Origin of the sequence: Enterobacter sp. T1-1, assembly GCF_000710795.1 — a bacterium.
Taxonomy (GTDB): domain Bacteria; phylum Pseudomonadota; class Gammaproteobacteria; order Enterobacterales; family Enterobacteriaceae; genus Enterobacter; species Enterobacter cloacae.
In genome coordinates this window covers 50,750-65,678 of sequence record NZ_JALW01000015.1, presented here as the reverse complement: position 1 = coordinate 65,678, position 14,929 = coordinate 50,750, and the positions used below count along the sequence as shown (strand labels likewise).

Below are 14,929 nucleotides of genomic sequence, written 5' to 3'. Positions count from 1 at the left end.
TTGAAAGAAGATAAAAAATTTGCAAAAACGAAAAGCCACTAAAAATAAGTGGCTTTTATCGGAGGTGATTAGACGTAGAGAATAGCCTGTACGCGCCAATGATCGCTGCGATTATCTTCCTGCATCTGAATAATTCGATACCAGGAAGCGCCCTGTTCATCGGCTTTTAGTGCCACGACACGTTCAACATCTTGCGGGCTCCCCGAAATGTTATTGACGGAGATCTGGCCAATTTCATTAAGGCCAGTGACGCAATCAGCACTGGCGAATTCTGCTGACTGTGCAGTCGTGCTCACAAGGCCTACTGAGAGCAACAGAGAGGTCAAAGCAAGAGTTCGTTTCATTGTCAGCTCCATTTCACATTTCTCCGGTATCCGCCGGGCACTCCTTCGCAAATAAACTCACTTCCCTTGTCGCGGGCATGGAGTTTATTGTGGACAGGAAAATGTCTATGGACGCAAAGCAGTGTAAATGTCGTTCAAATGAAGATCGTTATTTACGGTACAAAATAGCCTGTGAATACCATTGTCCCGTAATGATGGTTTCATCGATCATAATGATGACGTAATAATCTGCTTTGGCGGCGGCAGCTTGCGCCTTTATTGACTCCTCTGCGTCATCCGGGGAGCCGCGAACCAGCGCGGAGACGGTACCCATTCGTTGTAATCCTTCCGTCTGATTACGACGAATCTCCTGCGGATGGTCGGCGACCGGGGGAGCGGGTTGCGGTGTCCCCTGTAGTGCACTACAGCCACTGAGCAGAACCAGCAACAATAAAGTAGCAAACCTGCGCATAACCATATCTCGTTTCCTGATAGCCATAGTGTAGTTGTCTGCGAATTTAGTTTTGGGGGAATGTTCCCGAAGTGTTATCTGGTACGTATATTTCGAATGAAAATATCGTGAAAGCGTAATCCAGTTCTCAACATTATGAATCATTCATCAGCACAGGGTCGACAATGATTGAAATTGAAACTCGCCGCCTCGGCAATCATGAAATATTACACGCTATCCCTGCGGGAAAAAGTGCACACCCGCTGCCTGTTGTGGTTTTTTATCATGGCTTTACTTCATCGAAGCTGGTGTACAGCTACTTTGCGGTGGCGCTGGCGCAGGCCGGTTTTCGGGTAGTGATGCCGGATGCGCCCGATCACGGTGCACGTTTTACCGGTGATGAACAGGTGCGACTGGGGCAGTTCTGGCAGATTTTGCACGGTAGCCTGAGCGAATTTGCCGGGCTGCGCGATGCGCTTTACCAGGCGGGGCTGGTGGCGGATCAACGGCTGGCGGTGGCCGGCGCATCGATGGGGGGAATGACGGCGCTCGGGATCATGGCTCGTCACCCTGAGGTGACCTCCGTGGCGTGCCTGATGGGCTCGGGCTATTTTACGTCATTGTCAAAAACGCTGTTTCCACCGCAAGACGCGACGGAGATTGATGCGTTGCTGGCCGAATGGGAAGTGACCCGGGCGTTACCGCGTCTGGCCGATCGCCCGTTGCTGTTGTGGCATGGTGACGCGGATGATGTGGTGCCCCCTGGCGAAACCTTCCGTCTCCAGCAGGCACTACAGCGCGAAGGGCTGGACGACAACCTGACCTGCCTGTGGGAAGCGGGGGTTCGCCACCGTATCACGCCAGCGGCGCTGGACGCGACGGTGGACTTTTTCCGCCAGCATCTTTAAACGCGCAGAATTTTGACGCCCTGATCTTCCAGCTTCTGCAGGATCTCTGGATTGGCATGTTTGCCGGTGATCACCATGTCAATCTGTTCGGCGCGGCTGAACAACATACCAGCTCGCTCGCCGACTTTACTGCTGTCGACCAGTACGACGAGCTTGCCCACGACGTTAAGCATATTTTGCTCTGCCATCGCGGTTAACATGTCGGTTTTGTAGAGCCCGTCCGCGGTCAGGCCTTTGCCGCTGGTAAACATCCAGTGTCCGGCATAGAGGCTGTTTTCGCTATCCTGGGGACTAAGGGTAATGGACTGGCTCTTATTATACTGGCCGCCCATGATCACCACGCTTTCATGTTCCTGATCGATAAGATAGTTAGCCAGCGGCAGATAGTTGGTGATGATTTGCACCGGTTTACCGCACATCTCGCGGCCCAGCAGAAATGCCGTGGAGCCGCAGTTGATCACCACGCTCTCACCCGGGTTGACCAGCTGTGATGCGGCTCTGGCAATGCGCACTTTTTCATCGTGGTTTTGCGCCTGATGGATGTTCATCGGCGTCCAGCGGGGGCGCTGCTGGCTGATGGCTTCCGCGCCGTTACGGACTTTTTTCAGCTTACCGCTCTCATCCAGCTTGTTGATATCGCGTCGTGCCGTCGCGGGTGAAATCCCTAAACGTTCGATCACTTTCTCGACGGTGATAAACCCTGTTTGCGCCAGGAGTTCCAGTAATATTTGATGCCGTTGCGCTTCCGTCATGAGCTATTCCGATAAGAATTGATTTGAAAAGATGATATTTGAAATAGCGTGAAATTACTAAAATAAATATGAAATCGCCAGACGCAAGGTCTGGCGATGGGGTTTCACAATCAGAGGAATGACTTGAACGGCAGGTCTGGCTCAATGGTGAAGCAATCATCGAAACCGCGTGGGTAGTGATACTCGAGATTGTCTTTGTCCAGCGGCCAGGTGAACTTGCCGCCTACCTGCCAGATAAATGGCTTGAAGCCATACTTCAGACGGTCTTTTTTCATCTCCCACAATACGCGGATTTCCTGCGGATCGGCCTGGAAGTTTGACCAGATATCGTGGTGGAAAGGAATCACTACTTTGGTGTTCAGTGCTTCCGCCATGCGCAGCATATCGGCGCTAGTCATTTTGTCGGTGATGCCGCGTGGGTTCTCGCCGTAGGAGCCCAGCGCCACGTCAATCTGATGCTCGTTACCATGCTTCGCATAGTAGTTGGAGTAGTGAGAATCACCGCTGTGGTACAGGGAACCGCCAGGGGTTTTAAACAGATAGTTCACTGCTCGCTCATCCATGCCGTCTGGCAGGACGCCTGCGGCTTTCTGGTCAGCAGGCAGGGTGATCAGCGCGGTGCGGTCAAAGGCGTCCAGCGCATGGATTTCAATGTCTTTAATTTTCACCACGTCGCCTGGCTTCATGACGATGCAGCGCTCTTTCGGCACGCCCCAGCCAATCCAGAGATCCACGCAGGTCTGCGGTCCGATAAACGGCACGTCGTCCGCGCAGTTTTGCATCACCGCTGCCGCCACGTTTACATCGATGTGATCGTTATGATCGTGGGTGGAAAGGACGGCGTCGATCTGGCGAATGGCAAAAGGATCAAGAACAAACGGCGTGGTACGCAGGTTCGGCTGCAATTTTTCGACACCTGCCATGCGCTGCATCTGATGACCTTTTTTCATCAGCGGATTGCCGTGGCTCTGTTTGCCGGTACCGCACCAGAAATCAACGCAAATATTGGCGCCACCCTCGGATTTCAACCAGATGCCGGTGCAACCCAGCCACCACATTGCAAACGTACCAGGAGCAACCTGTTCCTGCTCAATCTCTTCATTCAGCCAGCTGCCCCATTCCGGGAAGGTGCTCAGAATCCATGATTCACGGGTGATGGTGTTCACTTTACTCATCGTTTTGACTCCTGGTTTAATCAAAAGTAATCATTTGGTGATTTGTTATGATTAATGCTGGCACTCTTTGAATCGGTTTGCAACGAGTAAATTGAGGGAATTTATCTTCGCCATGTCACAGATAATCCATTTCTACGTTGTTAGAATATCCGCTATCAATGATTAATTGTATGAATTATAAGAAATAATTTATGCGTGGGAATCGGTAGTGAAAATCATTACTAACACCATGGAAATAATTTGCGTGATACGTCACAAATAATCAAATGCAATCTTGTGGTGATTATTTGTGATTAATAGAGTGATGGCACCAACCGAACAGGGATTACCCCTCGTGTTCTCATTTCTGGAGAGAGTTATGGAGATCCTCTACAACGTCTTTACCGTGTTCTTTAATCAGGTAATGACTAACGCCCCGCTTTTGCTGGGTATCGTGACGTGCCTGGGCTACATCCTTCTGCGCAAAAGCGTCAGCGTCATCATCAAAGGCACAATCAAAACCATCATCGGTTTCATGCTGTTGCAGGCGGGTTCAGGCATTCTGACCAGCACCTTTAAGCCTGTGGTTGCGAAGATGTCGGAGGTGTATGGCATCAACGGCGCCATCTCTGACACCTACGCGTCGATGATGGCCACCATTGACCGCATGGGAGATGCCTACAGTTGGGTGGGGTACGCGGTACTGCTCGCGCTGGCGTTGAACATCATTTACGTTCTGCTGCGCCGCATTACCGGCATACGCACCATCATGCTGACTGGCCACATTATGTTCCAGCAGGCCGGGCTGATTGCGGTGTCTCTCTATATCTTCGGCTACCCCATGTGGACCACGATTATCTGCACCGCCGTGCTGGTATCGCTCTACTGGGGTATCACCTCCAACATGATGTACAAGCCGACGCAGGAGGTCACCGACGGCTGCGGTTTCTCCATCGGCCATCAGCAGCAATTCGCCGCCTGGCTCGCTTACAAGGTCGCACCGTACCTGGGTAAAAAAGAGGACAGCGTAGAAGATCTCAAGCTGCCGGGCTGGCTGAATATCTTCCACGACAACATCGTTTCAACCGCCATTGTGATGACTATCTTCTTCGGCGCCATTCTGCTCTCTTTCGGGATTGATGTGGTGCAGGCGATGGCGGGGAAAACGCACTGGACGGTTTATATCCTGCAGACCGGTTTCTCCTTCGCGGTAGCCATTTTCATCATTACCCAGGGCGTCCGTATGTTTGTTGCCGAACTGTCTGAAGCCTTTAATGGGATCTCCCAACGCCTGATTCCTGGTGCGGTGCTGGCCATTGACTGTGCGGCTATCTACAGCTTTGCGCCAAACGCGGTGGTCTGGGGCTTCATGTGGGGCACCATCGGCCAGTTGATTGCGGTAGGCATTCTGGTCGGCTGCGGCTCATCCATTCTGATTATTCCTGGCTTTATCCCAATGTTCTTCTCCAACGCCACCATTGGCGTCTTTGCTAACCACTTTGGTGGCTGGCGCGCGGCGCTCAAGATCTGTCTGGTGATGGGCATGGTGGAGATCTTCGGTTGCGTGTGGGCGGTCAAGCTCACCGGTATGAGTGCCTGGATGGGCATGGCGGACTGGTCAATCCTGGCACCGCCAATGATGCAGGGCTTTGCGTCCGTCGGGCTGGTCTTTATGGCCGTCATCATCCTGATTGCTCTGGCTTATATGTTCTTCGCTGGCCGTTCTCTGCGAGCTGAAGAAGATGCGGAAAAACAAACAGCAGAAGTTTCTGCTCACTAAGGAGTTTCGATTATGACCGTACGTATCCTGGCTGTGTGTGGCAATGGGCAAGGTAGCTCCATGATCATGAAGATGAAAGTGGACCAGTTTTTAACCCAGTCAAACATTGACCACACGGTGAACAGCTGCGCGGTGGGTGAATACAAAAGTGAACTGAACGGCGCCGATATCATCATCGCGTCTACCCATATCGCCGGTGAAATTAGCGTTTCTGGCAACAAGTATGTCGTGGGGGTACGCAACATGCTCTCCCCTGCGGATTTCGGCCCAAAACTGCTGGAAGTGATCAAAGCGCATTTCCCACAAGACGTGAAGTAAGGACGCCACATGAAACTACGTGATTCGCTGGCAGAGAATAACTCCATCCTTTTACAGGCTGAGGCCAGCACCTGGCAGGAGGCGGTCAAGCTGAGCGTGGACCTGCTGGTTAAGGCTGACGTTGTCGAGCCGCGGTATTACCAGGCCATTCTTGATGGTGTGGCGCAGCATGGTCCTTATTTTGTCATCGCGCCAGGCCTTGCAATGCCACACGGTCGCCCGGAAGAGGGCGTGAAGAAAACCGGCTTCGCGCTGGTAACGCTGAAAACGCCTTTGGTGTTTAACCATGAAGATAACGACCCGGTCGACATCCTGATCACCATGGCGGCCGTCGATGCCAATACCCATCAGGAGGTTGGCATCATGCAGATCGTTAACCTGTTTGATGACGAAGCGAATTTTGATCGTTTACGCGCCTGCCGCACCGAGCAGGAAGTGCTGGATTTAATTGATAACGCCACAGCGGCGGCAGTTTAAGAAGGAATTGAAAATGTCATTACCAATGTTGCAGGTCGCGCTGGATAACCAGACTCTGTCCGATGCGTATGAAACCACCCGCTTGATTGCGGAAGAGGTGGATATTATCGAAGTTGGCACCATTCTGTGCGTAGGCGAAGGCGTGCGCGCCGTTCGCGATCTGAAAGCGCTCTACCCGCATAAAATCGTGCTGGCCGATGCCAAGATTGCCGATGCAGGCAAAATTCTCTCCCGCATGTGTTTTGAAGCCAATGCCGACTGGGTCACTGTGATCTGCTGTGCAGATATCAACACCGCGAAAGGCGCGCTGGATGTGGCGAAAGAGTTCAACGGCGATGTGCAGATTGAACTGACCGGTTTCTGGACCTGGGAACAGGCCCAGGCGTGGCGCGATGCTGGCATTCAGCAGGTCGTTTATCACCGCAGCCGTGATGCGCAGGCCGCAGGCGTAGCGTGGGGAGACGCGGATATCAGCGCCATTAAACGTCTTGCTGACATGGGCTTTAAAGTGACCGTTACCGGTGGCCTGGCGCTGGAAGATCTGCCGCTGTTTAAAGGTATCCCTATTCATGTCTTTATCGCGGGTCGCAGCATTCGTGATGCCGCGTCTCCGGTGGAAGCGGCACGTCAGTTCAAACGTTCAATCGCTCAGCTTTGGGGCTAAGGAGCGGGTATGTTGTCTAAACAGGTCCCGCTTGGCATTTATGAAAAGGCACTCCCCGCGGGGGAGTGCTGGCTGGAGCGGCTGAAACTGGCGAAACAGTTGGGCTTCGATTTTGTCGAAATGTCCGTGGATGAGACCGATGAACGTCTTTCTCGCCTCGACTGGAGCCAGGAACAGCGTCTGGCGCTGGTGAGTGCGGTCGCCGAAACGGGCGTACGCGTGCCGTCCATGTGCCTCAGTGCCCACCGTCGTTTTCCGCTTGGCAGTGAAGATGATACGGTGCGCGCGCAGGGGCTGGAGATCATGCGTAAAGCCATTCGTTTTGCGCAGGATGTCGGTATTCGCGTGATACAGCTTGCCGGGTATGACGTTTACTATCAGGAAGCCAATGACGAAACGCGTCGTCGTTTTCGTGATGGCCTGAAAGAGAGCGTTGAAATGGCTAGCCGCGCGCAGGTGACGCTGGCGATGGAGATCATGGACTATCCGTTAATGAACTCGATCAGCAAGGCGCTGGGCTACGCGCATTACCTGAACAATCCGTGGTTCCAGCTCTATCCTGATATCGGCAACCTGTCTGCGTGGGATAACGACGTACAAATGGAACTGCTGGCGGGGATGGGCCATATCGTCGCGGTTCATGTCAAAGATACACGTCCTGGGGTATTCAAAAACGTTCCGTTCGGCACCGGGGTGGTGGATTTCGAACGGTGCTTCCAGACGCTCAAACAGGCGGGGTATTGCGGACCTTACCTGATTGAGATGTGGAGCGAAACGTCAGATGACCCGGCAGGTGAAGTGGCTAACGCTCGCGACTGGGTACGGGAACGTATGGCACGGGCCGGCTTACTGGAGGCTGAATATGCTTAAGCTTAAGCAGCAGGTCTTTGACGCTAATATGGATCTCCCGCGCTATGGGCTGGTGACCTTCACCTGGGGAAACGTCAGCGCCATCGACCGTGAGCAAGGGCTTGTGGTGATTAAGCCTAGCGGCGTGGCATATGACGCTATGAGCCCTGACGATATGGTGGTGGTTGATCTTGAGGGTAACGTTGTCGACGGCAAATGGCGCCCTTCTTCAGATACAGCCACCCATCTGGCGCTCTACCGGCGTTACCATTCTCTGGGCGGCGTAGTGCATACGCACTCTACGCATGCCACAGCCTGGGCACAGGCGGGGCGGGCCATTCCGGCTCTGGGAACCACGCATGCGGACTACTTCTTTGGTGACATTCCGTGCACGCGGGCACTCACGCAGACAGAAGTGGAAGGCGAGTACGAGCTCAACACCGGCAACGTCATTATCGAAACGCTGGGTGAGAGCGAACCGCTGCATACGCCGGGCATTGTGGTCTATCAGCACGGTCCGTTCGCCTGGGGAAAAGATGCGCATGACGCTGTCCATAACGCGGTAGTCATGGAGGAGGTGGCACGCATGGCGTGGATTGCTCGCGGCATCAACCCACAGCTTCAGGGCATTGATGATTACCTGATGAACAAGCATTTCATGCGCAAGCACGGTCCAAACGCCTATTACGGGCAGAAGTGAATAAGTGCTCTGGAATACCGAAAACAGTTGTAACCGGTGGTATTTCAGAGCCATTCATAAAAAAAAGCCCCCGGGCAGGGGGCAAGTAAAACGATGGCTATATTCTTTTTGTTGGCTTTCCTGGTGCTAGCGTCAAAGCGTTATCGGTAAATATCTGCACTGGCGTGCATGTTGCCGTTGCTGCCGGGCTCACGCATCAGAATAACGTGGTAGTAATTTGCCCCCTGAGCATCGGTTTCTTTATTAAGCGCCTGATCTGCTTCGCTCTCTGTGGCGAAATGGTGATTGATGTAAATAACGCCTAAGCTCTGCACATCATCCATGTTTCTGGCCTGTCGGCTGTCTATCTTGATGGCTGCCATCGCGTTTGCACTGAGCAAAAGCGCAGCCATTACGGCAATTGCGATTTTTTTCATGATATGCGCTCCACGACTGCGTGCTGTGAGACGGTTGTTTGCTCCCCTCCGGTATTTATATGGTCTCTGATTAAAGTGTAATCACTTATCCGGCGAGGATGCGTGACCATTTCTGATGCAGTTGTTCAAAAAAACAACGCTTCCTGATGTGGTTAATTTTAAATCACCCACTTAGACCAGCTTTGCGGTTTGTGCGAATTATTTGTGCAATCAGCTTGAGTTTCCTGGGGGGCGCAAGTATTATGACGCGTCAATTTTTCAGCCGACCTTTAACACGTTCCTTGCCTCCCCGGGCCTCGGCTGACCCAGACAGGAGGCTGAATAATCCGTAAGGAGCAATTCGATGCGTCATTACGAAATCGTTTTTATGGTCCATCCTGACCAGAGCGAACAGGTTCCGGGTATGATCGAGCGTTACTCTGCTGCCATCACTGGTGCAGAAGGTACGATCCACCGTCTGGAAGACTGGGGCCGCCGTCAGCTGGCTTACCCGATCAACAAACTGCACAAAGCACACTACGTTCTGATGAACGTTGAAGCTCCGCAGGAAGTGATCGATGAGCTGGAAACTACCTTCCGCTTCAACGATGCCGTTATCCGCAGCATGGTTATGCGTACCAAACACGCAGTTACCGAAGCATCTCCGATGGTTAAAGCGAAAGACGAGCGCCGTGAGCGTCGCGATGATTTCGCAAACGAAACCGCAGATGATTCTGATGCTGGGGATTCTGAAGAGTAATTTCTGATGACCAACCGTCTGGCGTTGTCCGGCATCGTATGCAGGGCTCCCCTTCGAAAGGTCAGTCCATCAGGAATTCCGCATTGCCAGTTCGTGCTTGAGCATCGTTCTGTGCAAGAGGAAGCCGGGTTTCACCGGCAGGCGTGGTGCCAAATGCCCGTTATCATTAGCGGACACGAAAACCAGGCCATTACTCACAGTTTAACGGTCGGTAGTGCAGTAATCGTTCAGGGGTTCATCTCTTGCCACAAGGCAAAGAACGGTCTGAGCAAAATGGTTCTGCATGCCGAGCAGATTGATTTGATAGATTCTGGAGACTAGCCATATGGCACGTTATTTCCGTCGTCGCAAGTTCTGCCGTTTCACCGCGGAAGGCGTTCAAGAGATCGACTATAAAGATATCGCAACGCTGAAAAACTACATCACCGAAAGCGGTAAGATTGTCCCAAGCCGTATCACCGGTACTCGTGCAAAATACCAGCGTCAGCTGGCTCGCGCTATCAAACGCGCTCGCTACCTGTCTCTGCTGCCGTACACTGATCGTCATCAGTAATCGGGCACGGTCCATTAATACGACTTTAAGAGGATAAGGTAATGCAAGTTATTCTGCTTGATAAAGTAGCAAACCTGGGCAGCCTGGGTGATCAGGTAAACGTTAAAGCGGGCTACGCTCGTAACTTCCTGGTTCCACAGGGCAAAGCTGTTCCTGCTACCAAGAAAAACGTAGAGTTTTTCGAAGCACGTCGTGCTGAACTGGAAGCCAAACTGGCTGACGTTCTGGCGGCTGCTAACGCTCGCGCTGAAGCAATCAACGCACTGGGCACTGTTACCATCGCTTCCAAAGCTGGCGACGAAGGTAAACTGTTCGGTTCCATCGGTACCCGCGATATCGCTGATGCAGTTTCTGCAGCAGGCGTTAAAGTGGCTAAGAGCGAAGTTCGTCTGCCGAACGGCGTTCTGCGTACCACTGGTGAGCACGAAGTTGACTTCCAGGTTCACAGCGAAGTGTTCGCTAAACTGGTTGTTAACGTTGTAGCTGAGTAATTTTTTACTCTGCTCGCGTCGAAGCGCCGGCCTTGTGCCGGCGTTTTGCTTTTTAAAGCCTGACGAACCTCTCTTTTAGCTTGTATGGTCGCGATTCCTGACGCATTCTCTGATAATAAAATGAAACGCAATTTTATCTTTGAGATTTGCCATGGAAACCGCTCTGTCTACGCCTGTCTTTGCCCGTCGCAATGTGGCCTACGCCTGCGCCACACTCTGCTGTCTGCTCTGGGGTAGCTCTTACCCGGCCATTAAAAGTGGCTATGAACTCTTTCAGATCGCAACCGATGATATCCCGTCAAAAGTCGTCTTTGCCGGATACCGTTTTCTGTTTGCCGGAGCACTGCTGCTGCTGTTTGCGCTGGCACAGCGTAAACCCATCGCCAGGCTCACGCCCACGCAGTTTGGCCAGCTTACGATCCTGGGACTGACGCAGACCACCATTCAGTACACCTTCTTTTATATCGGGCTGGCATACACCACGGGCGTTAATGGCTCGATCATGAACGCCACCGGCACCTTCTTCAGCGTACTGCTGGCGCATTTTATCTACCACAACGACAAGCTCAGCTATAACAAAACGCTGGGCTGTATTCTGGGGTTTGCCGGGGTGATGCTGGTGAATTTCCACAGTGGTATTCGTGATTTCCGCTTTGTCTGGAATGGTGACGGGTTTGTGGTGCTGGCGGCGTTCATCCTCTCCGCCGCCACGCTTTACGGCAAACGGATTTCCCAGACGGTTGATCCCACGGTGATGACCGGCTGGCAGCTGGGCATTGGTGGTCTTGCGCTGGTGGCAGGGGGATATGCAACGGGCGGGACGCTGGAGGTGCATAGCCTTACCGCGGTGGCGGTATTAGGGTATCTGACGTTGCTCTCATCCGTCGCCTTCGCCCTGTGGAGCGCGCTACTGAAAGTGAACCGCGTCAGTATGATTGCCCCGTTCAACTTTGTGATTCCCGTCGCCGGGACGGTACTGTCCGCTATTTTCCTTGGCGAAAACATCCTTGAGATTAAATACGCGATTGCGCTGGTGCTGGTCTGCTCGGGGATCTGGTGGGTGAATAAACGGAGTGCCTGAGAACAAAAGTGCCGGGTGGCGGCTTCGCCTTACCCGGCCTACGCCATTACCGTGCTCTGATAAAACTGCCGTCTGGCTGGCGGGTAAACAGCACCTGTTGGCCATTACCCGTATCAATCGTTAGCCCGGTGACCACGCCGCTGGCATTCTGGCGGATCTGCACCATCTGGCCGTTCTGCAGGTTACTGAGCGGCTTACCCGCACCTTCTACCTGAGCCATCGCATAGACATCGGTTGGCGGCAGGTTATGGTCGCGGAACAGCTGAGCAAGCGTTTTGCCCGCCTCCACGCGGTAGGAACGCCATTGCTGCTCAATGCCGGTTGGCTGCTGCGTCTGGGGTTCAGATGGGGCTGCGGCCTGCTCCTGCGGCTGTTCTTCCTGAATAGGCTCTGGCTCAACCGGTGCAACCTGTCCCGGATCGTTAGACGGCGTCACAAGCTGTGTCTGCATGGGTTGCGTGTCAGGCTGCGGGCGCGTTTGCGACTGAAGATCCAGTTGCGCATTGCGGGTAACCGGTGCGGTGTCGACATTATCGCCGCCAGAAGGGAGCAGGAAACCGACGATCACCAGCAGCGCGCCTATGATAATCCCTCTGCGATGCAGAGGAGGTAGCGGGTCCATAATGCGAAAATTGTCCGGCGCATGCCAGATTTTCGCCAGGGTAGGTTTCAGTTCAAATCGCCCGGGCATGGCTCTCCTCCTGCTCCGCGTCTTTTTTATCCTGTGCTCCGAAGTATAGTTCGCTAACTGCCTGAACGGCGTAGCAAACCCGACATCCGTGACATCCATTCGGGATTAATCCTGGTTACCTCTATTGTTTCTGTTTCGTCGCAGTTTGTCACCTTAACTTCAGACAAAGTTTTACCCATAAGGGCATGGCTGCTATGCTGCCCGCTACTTTAAATGTGATGGAAGGAAAACCCATGACCACCCCGACTTTTGACACTATCGAAGCGCAGGCAAGTTACGGTATCGGCTTGCAGGTAGGACAGCAACTGAGCGAATCCGGCCTGGAAGGTCTGTTACCAGAAGCGCTGGTGGCGGGTATCGCTGACGCGCTGGAAGGCAAACAGCCAGCCGTTCCGGTTGATGTTGTGCACCGTGCGCTGCGTGAAATCCACGAACGTGCGGACGCTGTGCGTCGCGCGCGCTTCGAAGAGATGGCGGCAGAAGGCGTGAAATATCTGGAAGAGAACCGTGAGCGTGAAGGCGTGAACAGCACCGAGTCTGGCCTGCAGTTCCGCGTGATCAACCAGGGCGACGGCGCTATCCCGGCACGCACTGACCACGTTCGCGTGCACTACACCGGTAAGCTGATCGACGGTACCGTGTTCGACAGCTCTGTTGCACGCGGCGAACCGGCTGAATTCCCGGTTAACGGCGTTATCGCAGGCTGGATTGAGGCTCTGACCCTGATGCCAGTCGGCTCCAAATGGGAACTGACTATCCCACACAACCTGGCGTACGGTGAGCGTGGCGCTGGCGCGTCCATCCCACCATTCAGCACCCTGGTGTTTGAAGTCGAGCTGCTGGAAATCCTGTAATCGGCTTTTCTTATTTCCTCTCTCCGTCCGGGGAGAGGAAAATAGTGTTAAAACCTATAGTTACGACGGAATCAATATTTTATCTTGCAAACGAAACTGTTGCGTGTATTTTTGTGAGCTGTTTCGCGCTGTATGAGTGATATGACACTCACTTCCAACATATTATTAACATAATATCTAAATCATAGTATTCATCCCGCCGATTCTTACCTAATATCGATAAACCCTTACAAAGGGACCGTCATTTATTTGACGTTTTTAAAGGCCAGAAGAGCCTTAACAACACAGACAGGCATAAACAGGAAAATTACATGGTAGATCAGGTCAAAGTCGCCGCGACAGAAGAGGCGACGTCTGAACAGTCGCTACGGCGCAATCTCACAAACCGTCATATTCAGCTTATCGCCATCGGGGGTGCCATCGGTACCGGGCTGTTTATGGGCTCAGGCAAAACCATCAGTCTTGCCGGGCCGTCGATCATTTTCGTTTATATGATCATCGGTTTTATGCTCTTTTTTGTGATGCGTGCAATGGGTGAATTGCTGCTCTCCAACCTCGAATACAAATCTTTCAGCGATTTTGCTTCCGACCTGCTCGGTCCCTGGGCGGGTTATTTCACCGGCTGGACCTACTGGTTCTGCTGGGTCGTAACCGGCATGGCGGATGTCGTCGCCATTACTGCCTATGCGCAGTTCTGGTTCCCTGGGCTGTCGGACTGGGTCGCCTCGCTGGCGGTGATTATTCTGCTGCTGAGCCTCAACCTCGCCACCGTTAAGATGTTCGGTGAGATGGAGTTCTGGTTCGCGATGATCAAGATTGTCGCTATTGTGGCGCTGATTGTGGTGGGCCTGGTAATGGTGCTGATGCACTTCCAGTCGCCAACCGGCGTACAGGCTTCGTTTACCCATCTGTGGAATGACGGCGGCTGGTTCCCGAAAGGCATCAGCGGCTTCTTTGCCGGCTTCCAGATTGCGATATTTGCCTTTGTGGGGATTGAACTTGTCGGAACCACCGCTGCGGAAACCAAAGACCCTGAAAAATCCCTGCCGCGTGCAATCAACTCCATTCCGGTTCGTATCATCATGTTCTACGTCTTTGCGTTGATCATTATTATGTCCGTGACGCCGTGGAGCTCGGTTGTGCCAAGCAAGAGCCCATTTGTTGAATTGTTCGTGCTGGTGGGACTGCCTGCAGCAGCGAGCCTGATTAACTTCGTGGTGCTGACATCTGCAGCGTCATCGGCGAACAGCGGTGTGTTCTCAACCAGCCGCATGCTGTTTGGCCTGGCGCAGGAAGGCGTTGCGCCGAGCGCGTTCGCGAAGCTCTCTAAGCGTGCTGTTCCGGCGAAAGGGCTGACGTTCTCCTGCATGTGCCTGTTAGGTGGGGTGGTTATGCTCTACGTGAACCCGAGCGTTATCGGTGCGTTCACCATGATCACCACCGTTTCGGCGATCCTGTTTATGTTCGTCTGGACGATCATCCTTTGTTCGTACCTGGTGTATCGTAAACAGCGTCCGCATCTGCATGAGAAATCGATCTATAAGATGCCGCTGGGCAAGCTGATGTGCTGGGTATGCATGGCGTTCTTCGCGTTCGTTCTGGTTCTGCTGACGCTGGAAGATGACACCCGTCAGGCGCTGATCGTCACGCCGCTGTGGTTCATCGCCCTGGGATTGGGCTGGCTGTTCATTGGTAAGAAACGAATGGCAGGCGTAAGGTAAAAGCAAA

At 53.2% G+C, this 14,929-nt stretch carries 20 protein-coding genes; 14 read left to right on the top strand and 6 right to left on the bottom strand.

Going from position 1 to position 14,929, the window contains the following annotated elements:
- Positions 1-68 precede the first annotated feature (68 nt).
- Positions 69-356, bottom strand: a complete 288-nt coding sequence (gene yjfN / locus AK59_RS0107205; RefSeq protein WP_013095298.1) for a DUF1471 family protease activator YjfN — start codon at positions 354-356, stop codon at positions 69-71.
- Positions 357-492: 136 nt separating this feature from the next.
- A complete protein-coding gene (gene bsmA, locus AK59_RS0107200; protein ID WP_071830088.1) occupies positions 493-822 on the bottom strand; it encodes a biofilm peroxide resistance protein BsmA in 330 nt (109 codons plus the stop codon).
- Positions 823-959: 137 nt separating this feature from the next.
- Between bsmA and yjfP the strand changes: the two genes are divergently transcribed.
- Entirely contained in the window at positions 960-1,682 is a 723-nt protein-coding gene (yjfP, locus tag AK59_RS0107195; RefSeq protein ID WP_029882396.1) for an esterase, read from the top strand.
- On the opposite strand, the gene ulaR is transcribed toward yjfP, so the two are convergent.
- Positions 1,679-2,434, bottom strand: a complete 756-nt coding sequence (gene ulaR, locus AK59_RS0107190; protein WP_013095301.1) for an HTH-type transcriptional regulator UlaR — start codon at positions 2,432-2,434, stop codon at positions 1,679-1,681. The genes yjfP and ulaR overlap by 4 nt on opposite strands.
- A gap of 110 nt (positions 2,435-2,544) precedes the next feature.
- On the bottom strand, positions 2,545-3,609 hold the full coding sequence (gene ulaG, locus AK59_RS0107185) for an L-ascorbate 6-phosphate lactonase (protein WP_010427455.1): 1,065 nt from the start codon (positions 3,607-3,609) through the stop codon (positions 2,545-2,547).
- Between the two features lie 358 nt (positions 3,610-3,967).
- Between ulaG and ulaA the strand changes: the two genes are divergently transcribed.
- Genes ulaA through AK59_RS0107155 form a run of 6 tightly spaced genes read left to right on the top strand, consistent with a single transcriptional unit; the run spans position 3,968 to position 8,376 of the window.
- Entirely contained in the window at positions 3,968-5,368 is a 1,401-nt protein-coding gene (gene ulaA, locus AK59_RS0107180) for a PTS ascorbate transporter subunit IIC (protein WP_013095302.1), read from the top strand.
- Between the two features lie 12 nt (positions 5,369-5,380).
- Positions 5,381-5,686 carry a PTS ascorbate transporter subunit IIB gene (gene ulaB / locus AK59_RS0107175; RefSeq protein ID WP_004109091.1) on the top strand — a complete coding sequence of 102 codons (306 nt, stop codon included), beginning with the start codon at positions 5,381-5,383 and terminating at the stop codon, positions 5,684-5,686.
- A gap of 9 nt (positions 5,687-5,695) precedes the next feature.
- On the top strand, positions 5,696-6,163 hold the full coding sequence (ulaC, locus tag AK59_RS0107170) for a PTS ascorbate transporter subunit IIA (protein ID WP_013095304.1): 468 nt from the start codon (positions 5,696-5,698) through the stop codon (positions 6,161-6,163).
- Positions 6,164-6,176: 13 nt separating this feature from the next.
- Positions 6,177-6,827 (top strand): 3-keto-L-gulonate-6-phosphate decarboxylase UlaD, encoded by a 651-nt coding sequence (ulaD, locus tag AK59_RS0107165; protein WP_013095305.1) that lies wholly within the window; start codon positions 6,177-6,179, stop codon positions 6,825-6,827.
- Between the two features lie 9 nt (positions 6,828-6,836).
- The gene (locus AK59_RS0107160) at positions 6,837-7,697 is read left to right on the top strand and encodes an L-ribulose-5-phosphate 3-epimerase (protein ID WP_013095306.1); all 861 of its coding nucleotides are present in this window, start codon (positions 6,837-6,839) and stop codon (positions 7,695-7,697) included.
- Positions 7,690-8,376 (top strand): L-ribulose-5-phosphate 4-epimerase, encoded by a 687-nt coding sequence (locus AK59_RS0107155; RefSeq protein ID WP_029882395.1) that lies wholly within the window; start codon positions 7,690-7,692, stop codon positions 8,374-8,376. The genes AK59_RS0107160 and AK59_RS0107155 overlap by 8 nt, the downstream gene beginning before the upstream one ends.
- 140 nt (positions 8,377-8,516) lie before the next feature.
- On the opposite strand, the gene yjfY is transcribed toward AK59_RS0107155, so the two are convergent.
- Positions 8,517-8,792, bottom strand: a complete 276-nt coding sequence (gene yjfY / locus AK59_RS0107150) for a DUF1471 family protein YjfY (RefSeq protein ID WP_013095308.1) — start codon at positions 8,790-8,792, stop codon at positions 8,517-8,519.
- Positions 8,793-9,135: 343 nt separating this feature from the next.
- On the opposite strand from yjfY, the gene rpsF reads away from it, so the two are divergent.
- The 5 genes from rpsF to AK59_RS0107125 all read left to right on the top strand — a co-directional run bounded on the left by rpsF (position 9,136) and on the right by AK59_RS0107125 (position 11,656).
- Positions 9,136-9,531 (top strand): 30S ribosomal protein S6, encoded by a 396-nt coding sequence (rpsF, locus tag AK59_RS0107145; protein ID WP_003856034.1) that lies wholly within the window; start codon positions 9,136-9,138, stop codon positions 9,529-9,531.
- A gap of 6 nt (positions 9,532-9,537) precedes the next feature.
- Positions 9,538-9,852 carry a primosomal replication protein N gene (gene priB, locus AK59_RS0107140; protein ID WP_008502895.1) on the top strand — a complete coding sequence of 105 codons (315 nt, stop codon included), beginning with the start codon at positions 9,538-9,540 and terminating at the stop codon, positions 9,850-9,852.
- Positions 9,853-9,856: 4 nt separating this feature from the next.
- Positions 9,857-10,084: a 30S ribosomal protein S18 gene (rpsR, locus tag AK59_RS0107135; RefSeq protein WP_000135199.1), complete on the top strand. Its 228-nt coding sequence runs from the start codon at positions 9,857-9,859 to the stop codon at positions 10,082-10,084.
- A gap of 41 nt (positions 10,085-10,125) precedes the next feature.
- Entirely contained in the window at positions 10,126-10,575 is a 450-nt protein-coding gene (gene rplI, locus AK59_RS0107130; protein WP_008502894.1) for a 50S ribosomal protein L9, read from the top strand.
- A 151-nt stretch (positions 10,576-10,726) separates the two neighbouring features.
- The gene (locus AK59_RS0107125) at positions 10,727-11,656 is read left to right on the top strand and encodes a DMT family transporter (protein WP_013095309.1); all 930 of its coding nucleotides are present in this window, start codon (positions 10,727-10,729) and stop codon (positions 11,654-11,656) included.
- A 46-nt stretch (positions 11,657-11,702) separates the two neighbouring features.
- On the opposite strand, the gene AK59_RS0107120 is transcribed toward AK59_RS0107125, so the two are convergent.
- A complete protein-coding gene (locus tag AK59_RS0107120; RefSeq protein ID WP_029882394.1) occupies positions 11,703-12,347 on the bottom strand; it encodes an OapA family protein in 645 nt (214 codons plus the stop codon).
- 233 nt (positions 12,348-12,580) lie between these two features.
- On the opposite strand from AK59_RS0107120, the gene fklB reads away from it, so the two are divergent.
- Positions 12,581-13,201 carry an FKBP-type peptidyl-prolyl cis-trans isomerase gene (gene fklB / locus AK59_RS0107115; protein ID WP_008502892.1) on the top strand — a complete coding sequence of 207 codons (621 nt, stop codon included), beginning with the start codon at positions 12,581-12,583 and terminating at the stop codon, positions 13,199-13,201.
- 311 nt (positions 13,202-13,512) lie between these two features.
- On the top strand, positions 13,513-14,922 hold the full coding sequence (gene cycA, locus AK59_RS0107110; RefSeq protein WP_029882393.1) for a D-serine/D-alanine/glycine transporter: 1,410 nt from the start codon (positions 13,513-13,515) through the stop codon (positions 14,920-14,922).
- Positions 14,923-14,929: the final 7 nt, after the last annotated feature.

Coding starts and splice junctions, on each gene's coding strand:
- ulaG (WP_010427455.1), bottom strand. CDS start 3,609: ATGAGTAAAGTGAACACCATCACCCGTGAATCATGGATTCTGAGCACC.
- fklB (WP_008502892.1), top strand. CDS start 12,581: ATGACCACCCCGACTTTTGACACTATCGAAGCGCAGGCAAGTTACGGT.
- rpsF (WP_003856034.1), top strand. CDS start 9,136: ATGCGTCATTACGAAATCGTTTTTATGGTCCATCCTGACCAGAGCGAA.
- yjfP (WP_029882396.1), top strand. CDS start 960: ATGATTGAAATTGAAACTCGCCGCCTCGGCAATCATGAAATATTACAC.
- yjfN (WP_013095298.1), bottom strand. CDS start 356: ATGGAGCTGACAATGAAACGAACTCTTGCTTTGACCTCTCTGTTGCTC.
- rpsR (WP_000135199.1), top strand. CDS start 9,857: ATGGCACGTTATTTCCGTCGTCGCAAGTTCTGCCGTTTCACCGCGGAA.
- priB (WP_008502895.1), top strand. CDS start 9,538: ATGACCAACCGTCTGGCGTTGTCCGGCATCGTATGCAGGGCTCCCCTT.
- bsmA (WP_071830088.1), bottom strand. CDS start 822: ATGGCTATCAGGAAACGAGATATGGTTATGCGCAGGTTTGCTACTTTA.
- ulaC (WP_013095304.1), top strand. CDS start 5,696: ATGAAACTACGTGATTCGCTGGCAGAGAATAACTCCATCCTTTTACAG.
- AK59_RS0107125 (WP_013095309.1), top strand. CDS start 10,727: ATGGAAACCGCTCTGTCTACGCCTGTCTTTGCCCGTCGCAATGTGGCC.
- AK59_RS0107160 (WP_013095306.1), top strand. CDS start 6,837: ATGTTGTCTAAACAGGTCCCGCTTGGCATTTATGAAAAGGCACTCCCC.
- ulaR (WP_013095301.1), bottom strand. CDS start 2,434: ATGACGGAAGCGCAACGGCATCAAATATTACTGGAACTCCTGGCGCAA.
- ulaD (WP_013095305.1), top strand. CDS start 6,177: ATGTCATTACCAATGTTGCAGGTCGCGCTGGATAACCAGACTCTGTCC.
- AK59_RS0107120 (WP_029882394.1), bottom strand. CDS start 12,347: ATGCCCGGGCGATTTGAACTGAAACCTACCCTGGCGAAAATCTGGCAT.
- ulaA (WP_013095302.1), top strand. CDS start 3,968: ATGGAGATCCTCTACAACGTCTTTACCGTGTTCTTTAATCAGGTAATG.
- AK59_RS0107155 (WP_029882395.1), top strand. CDS start 7,690: ATGCTTAAGCTTAAGCAGCAGGTCTTTGACGCTAATATGGATCTCCCG.
- rplI (WP_008502894.1), top strand. CDS start 10,126: ATGCAAGTTATTCTGCTTGATAAAGTAGCAAACCTGGGCAGCCTGGGT.
- ulaB (WP_004109091.1), top strand. CDS start 5,381: ATGACCGTACGTATCCTGGCTGTGTGTGGCAATGGGCAAGGTAGCTCC.
- yjfY (WP_013095308.1), bottom strand. CDS start 8,792: ATGAAAAAAATCGCAATTGCCGTAATGGCTGCGCTTTTGCTCAGTGCA.
- cycA (WP_029882393.1), top strand. CDS start 13,513: ATGGTAGATCAGGTCAAAGTCGCCGCGACAGAAGAGGCGACGTCTGAA.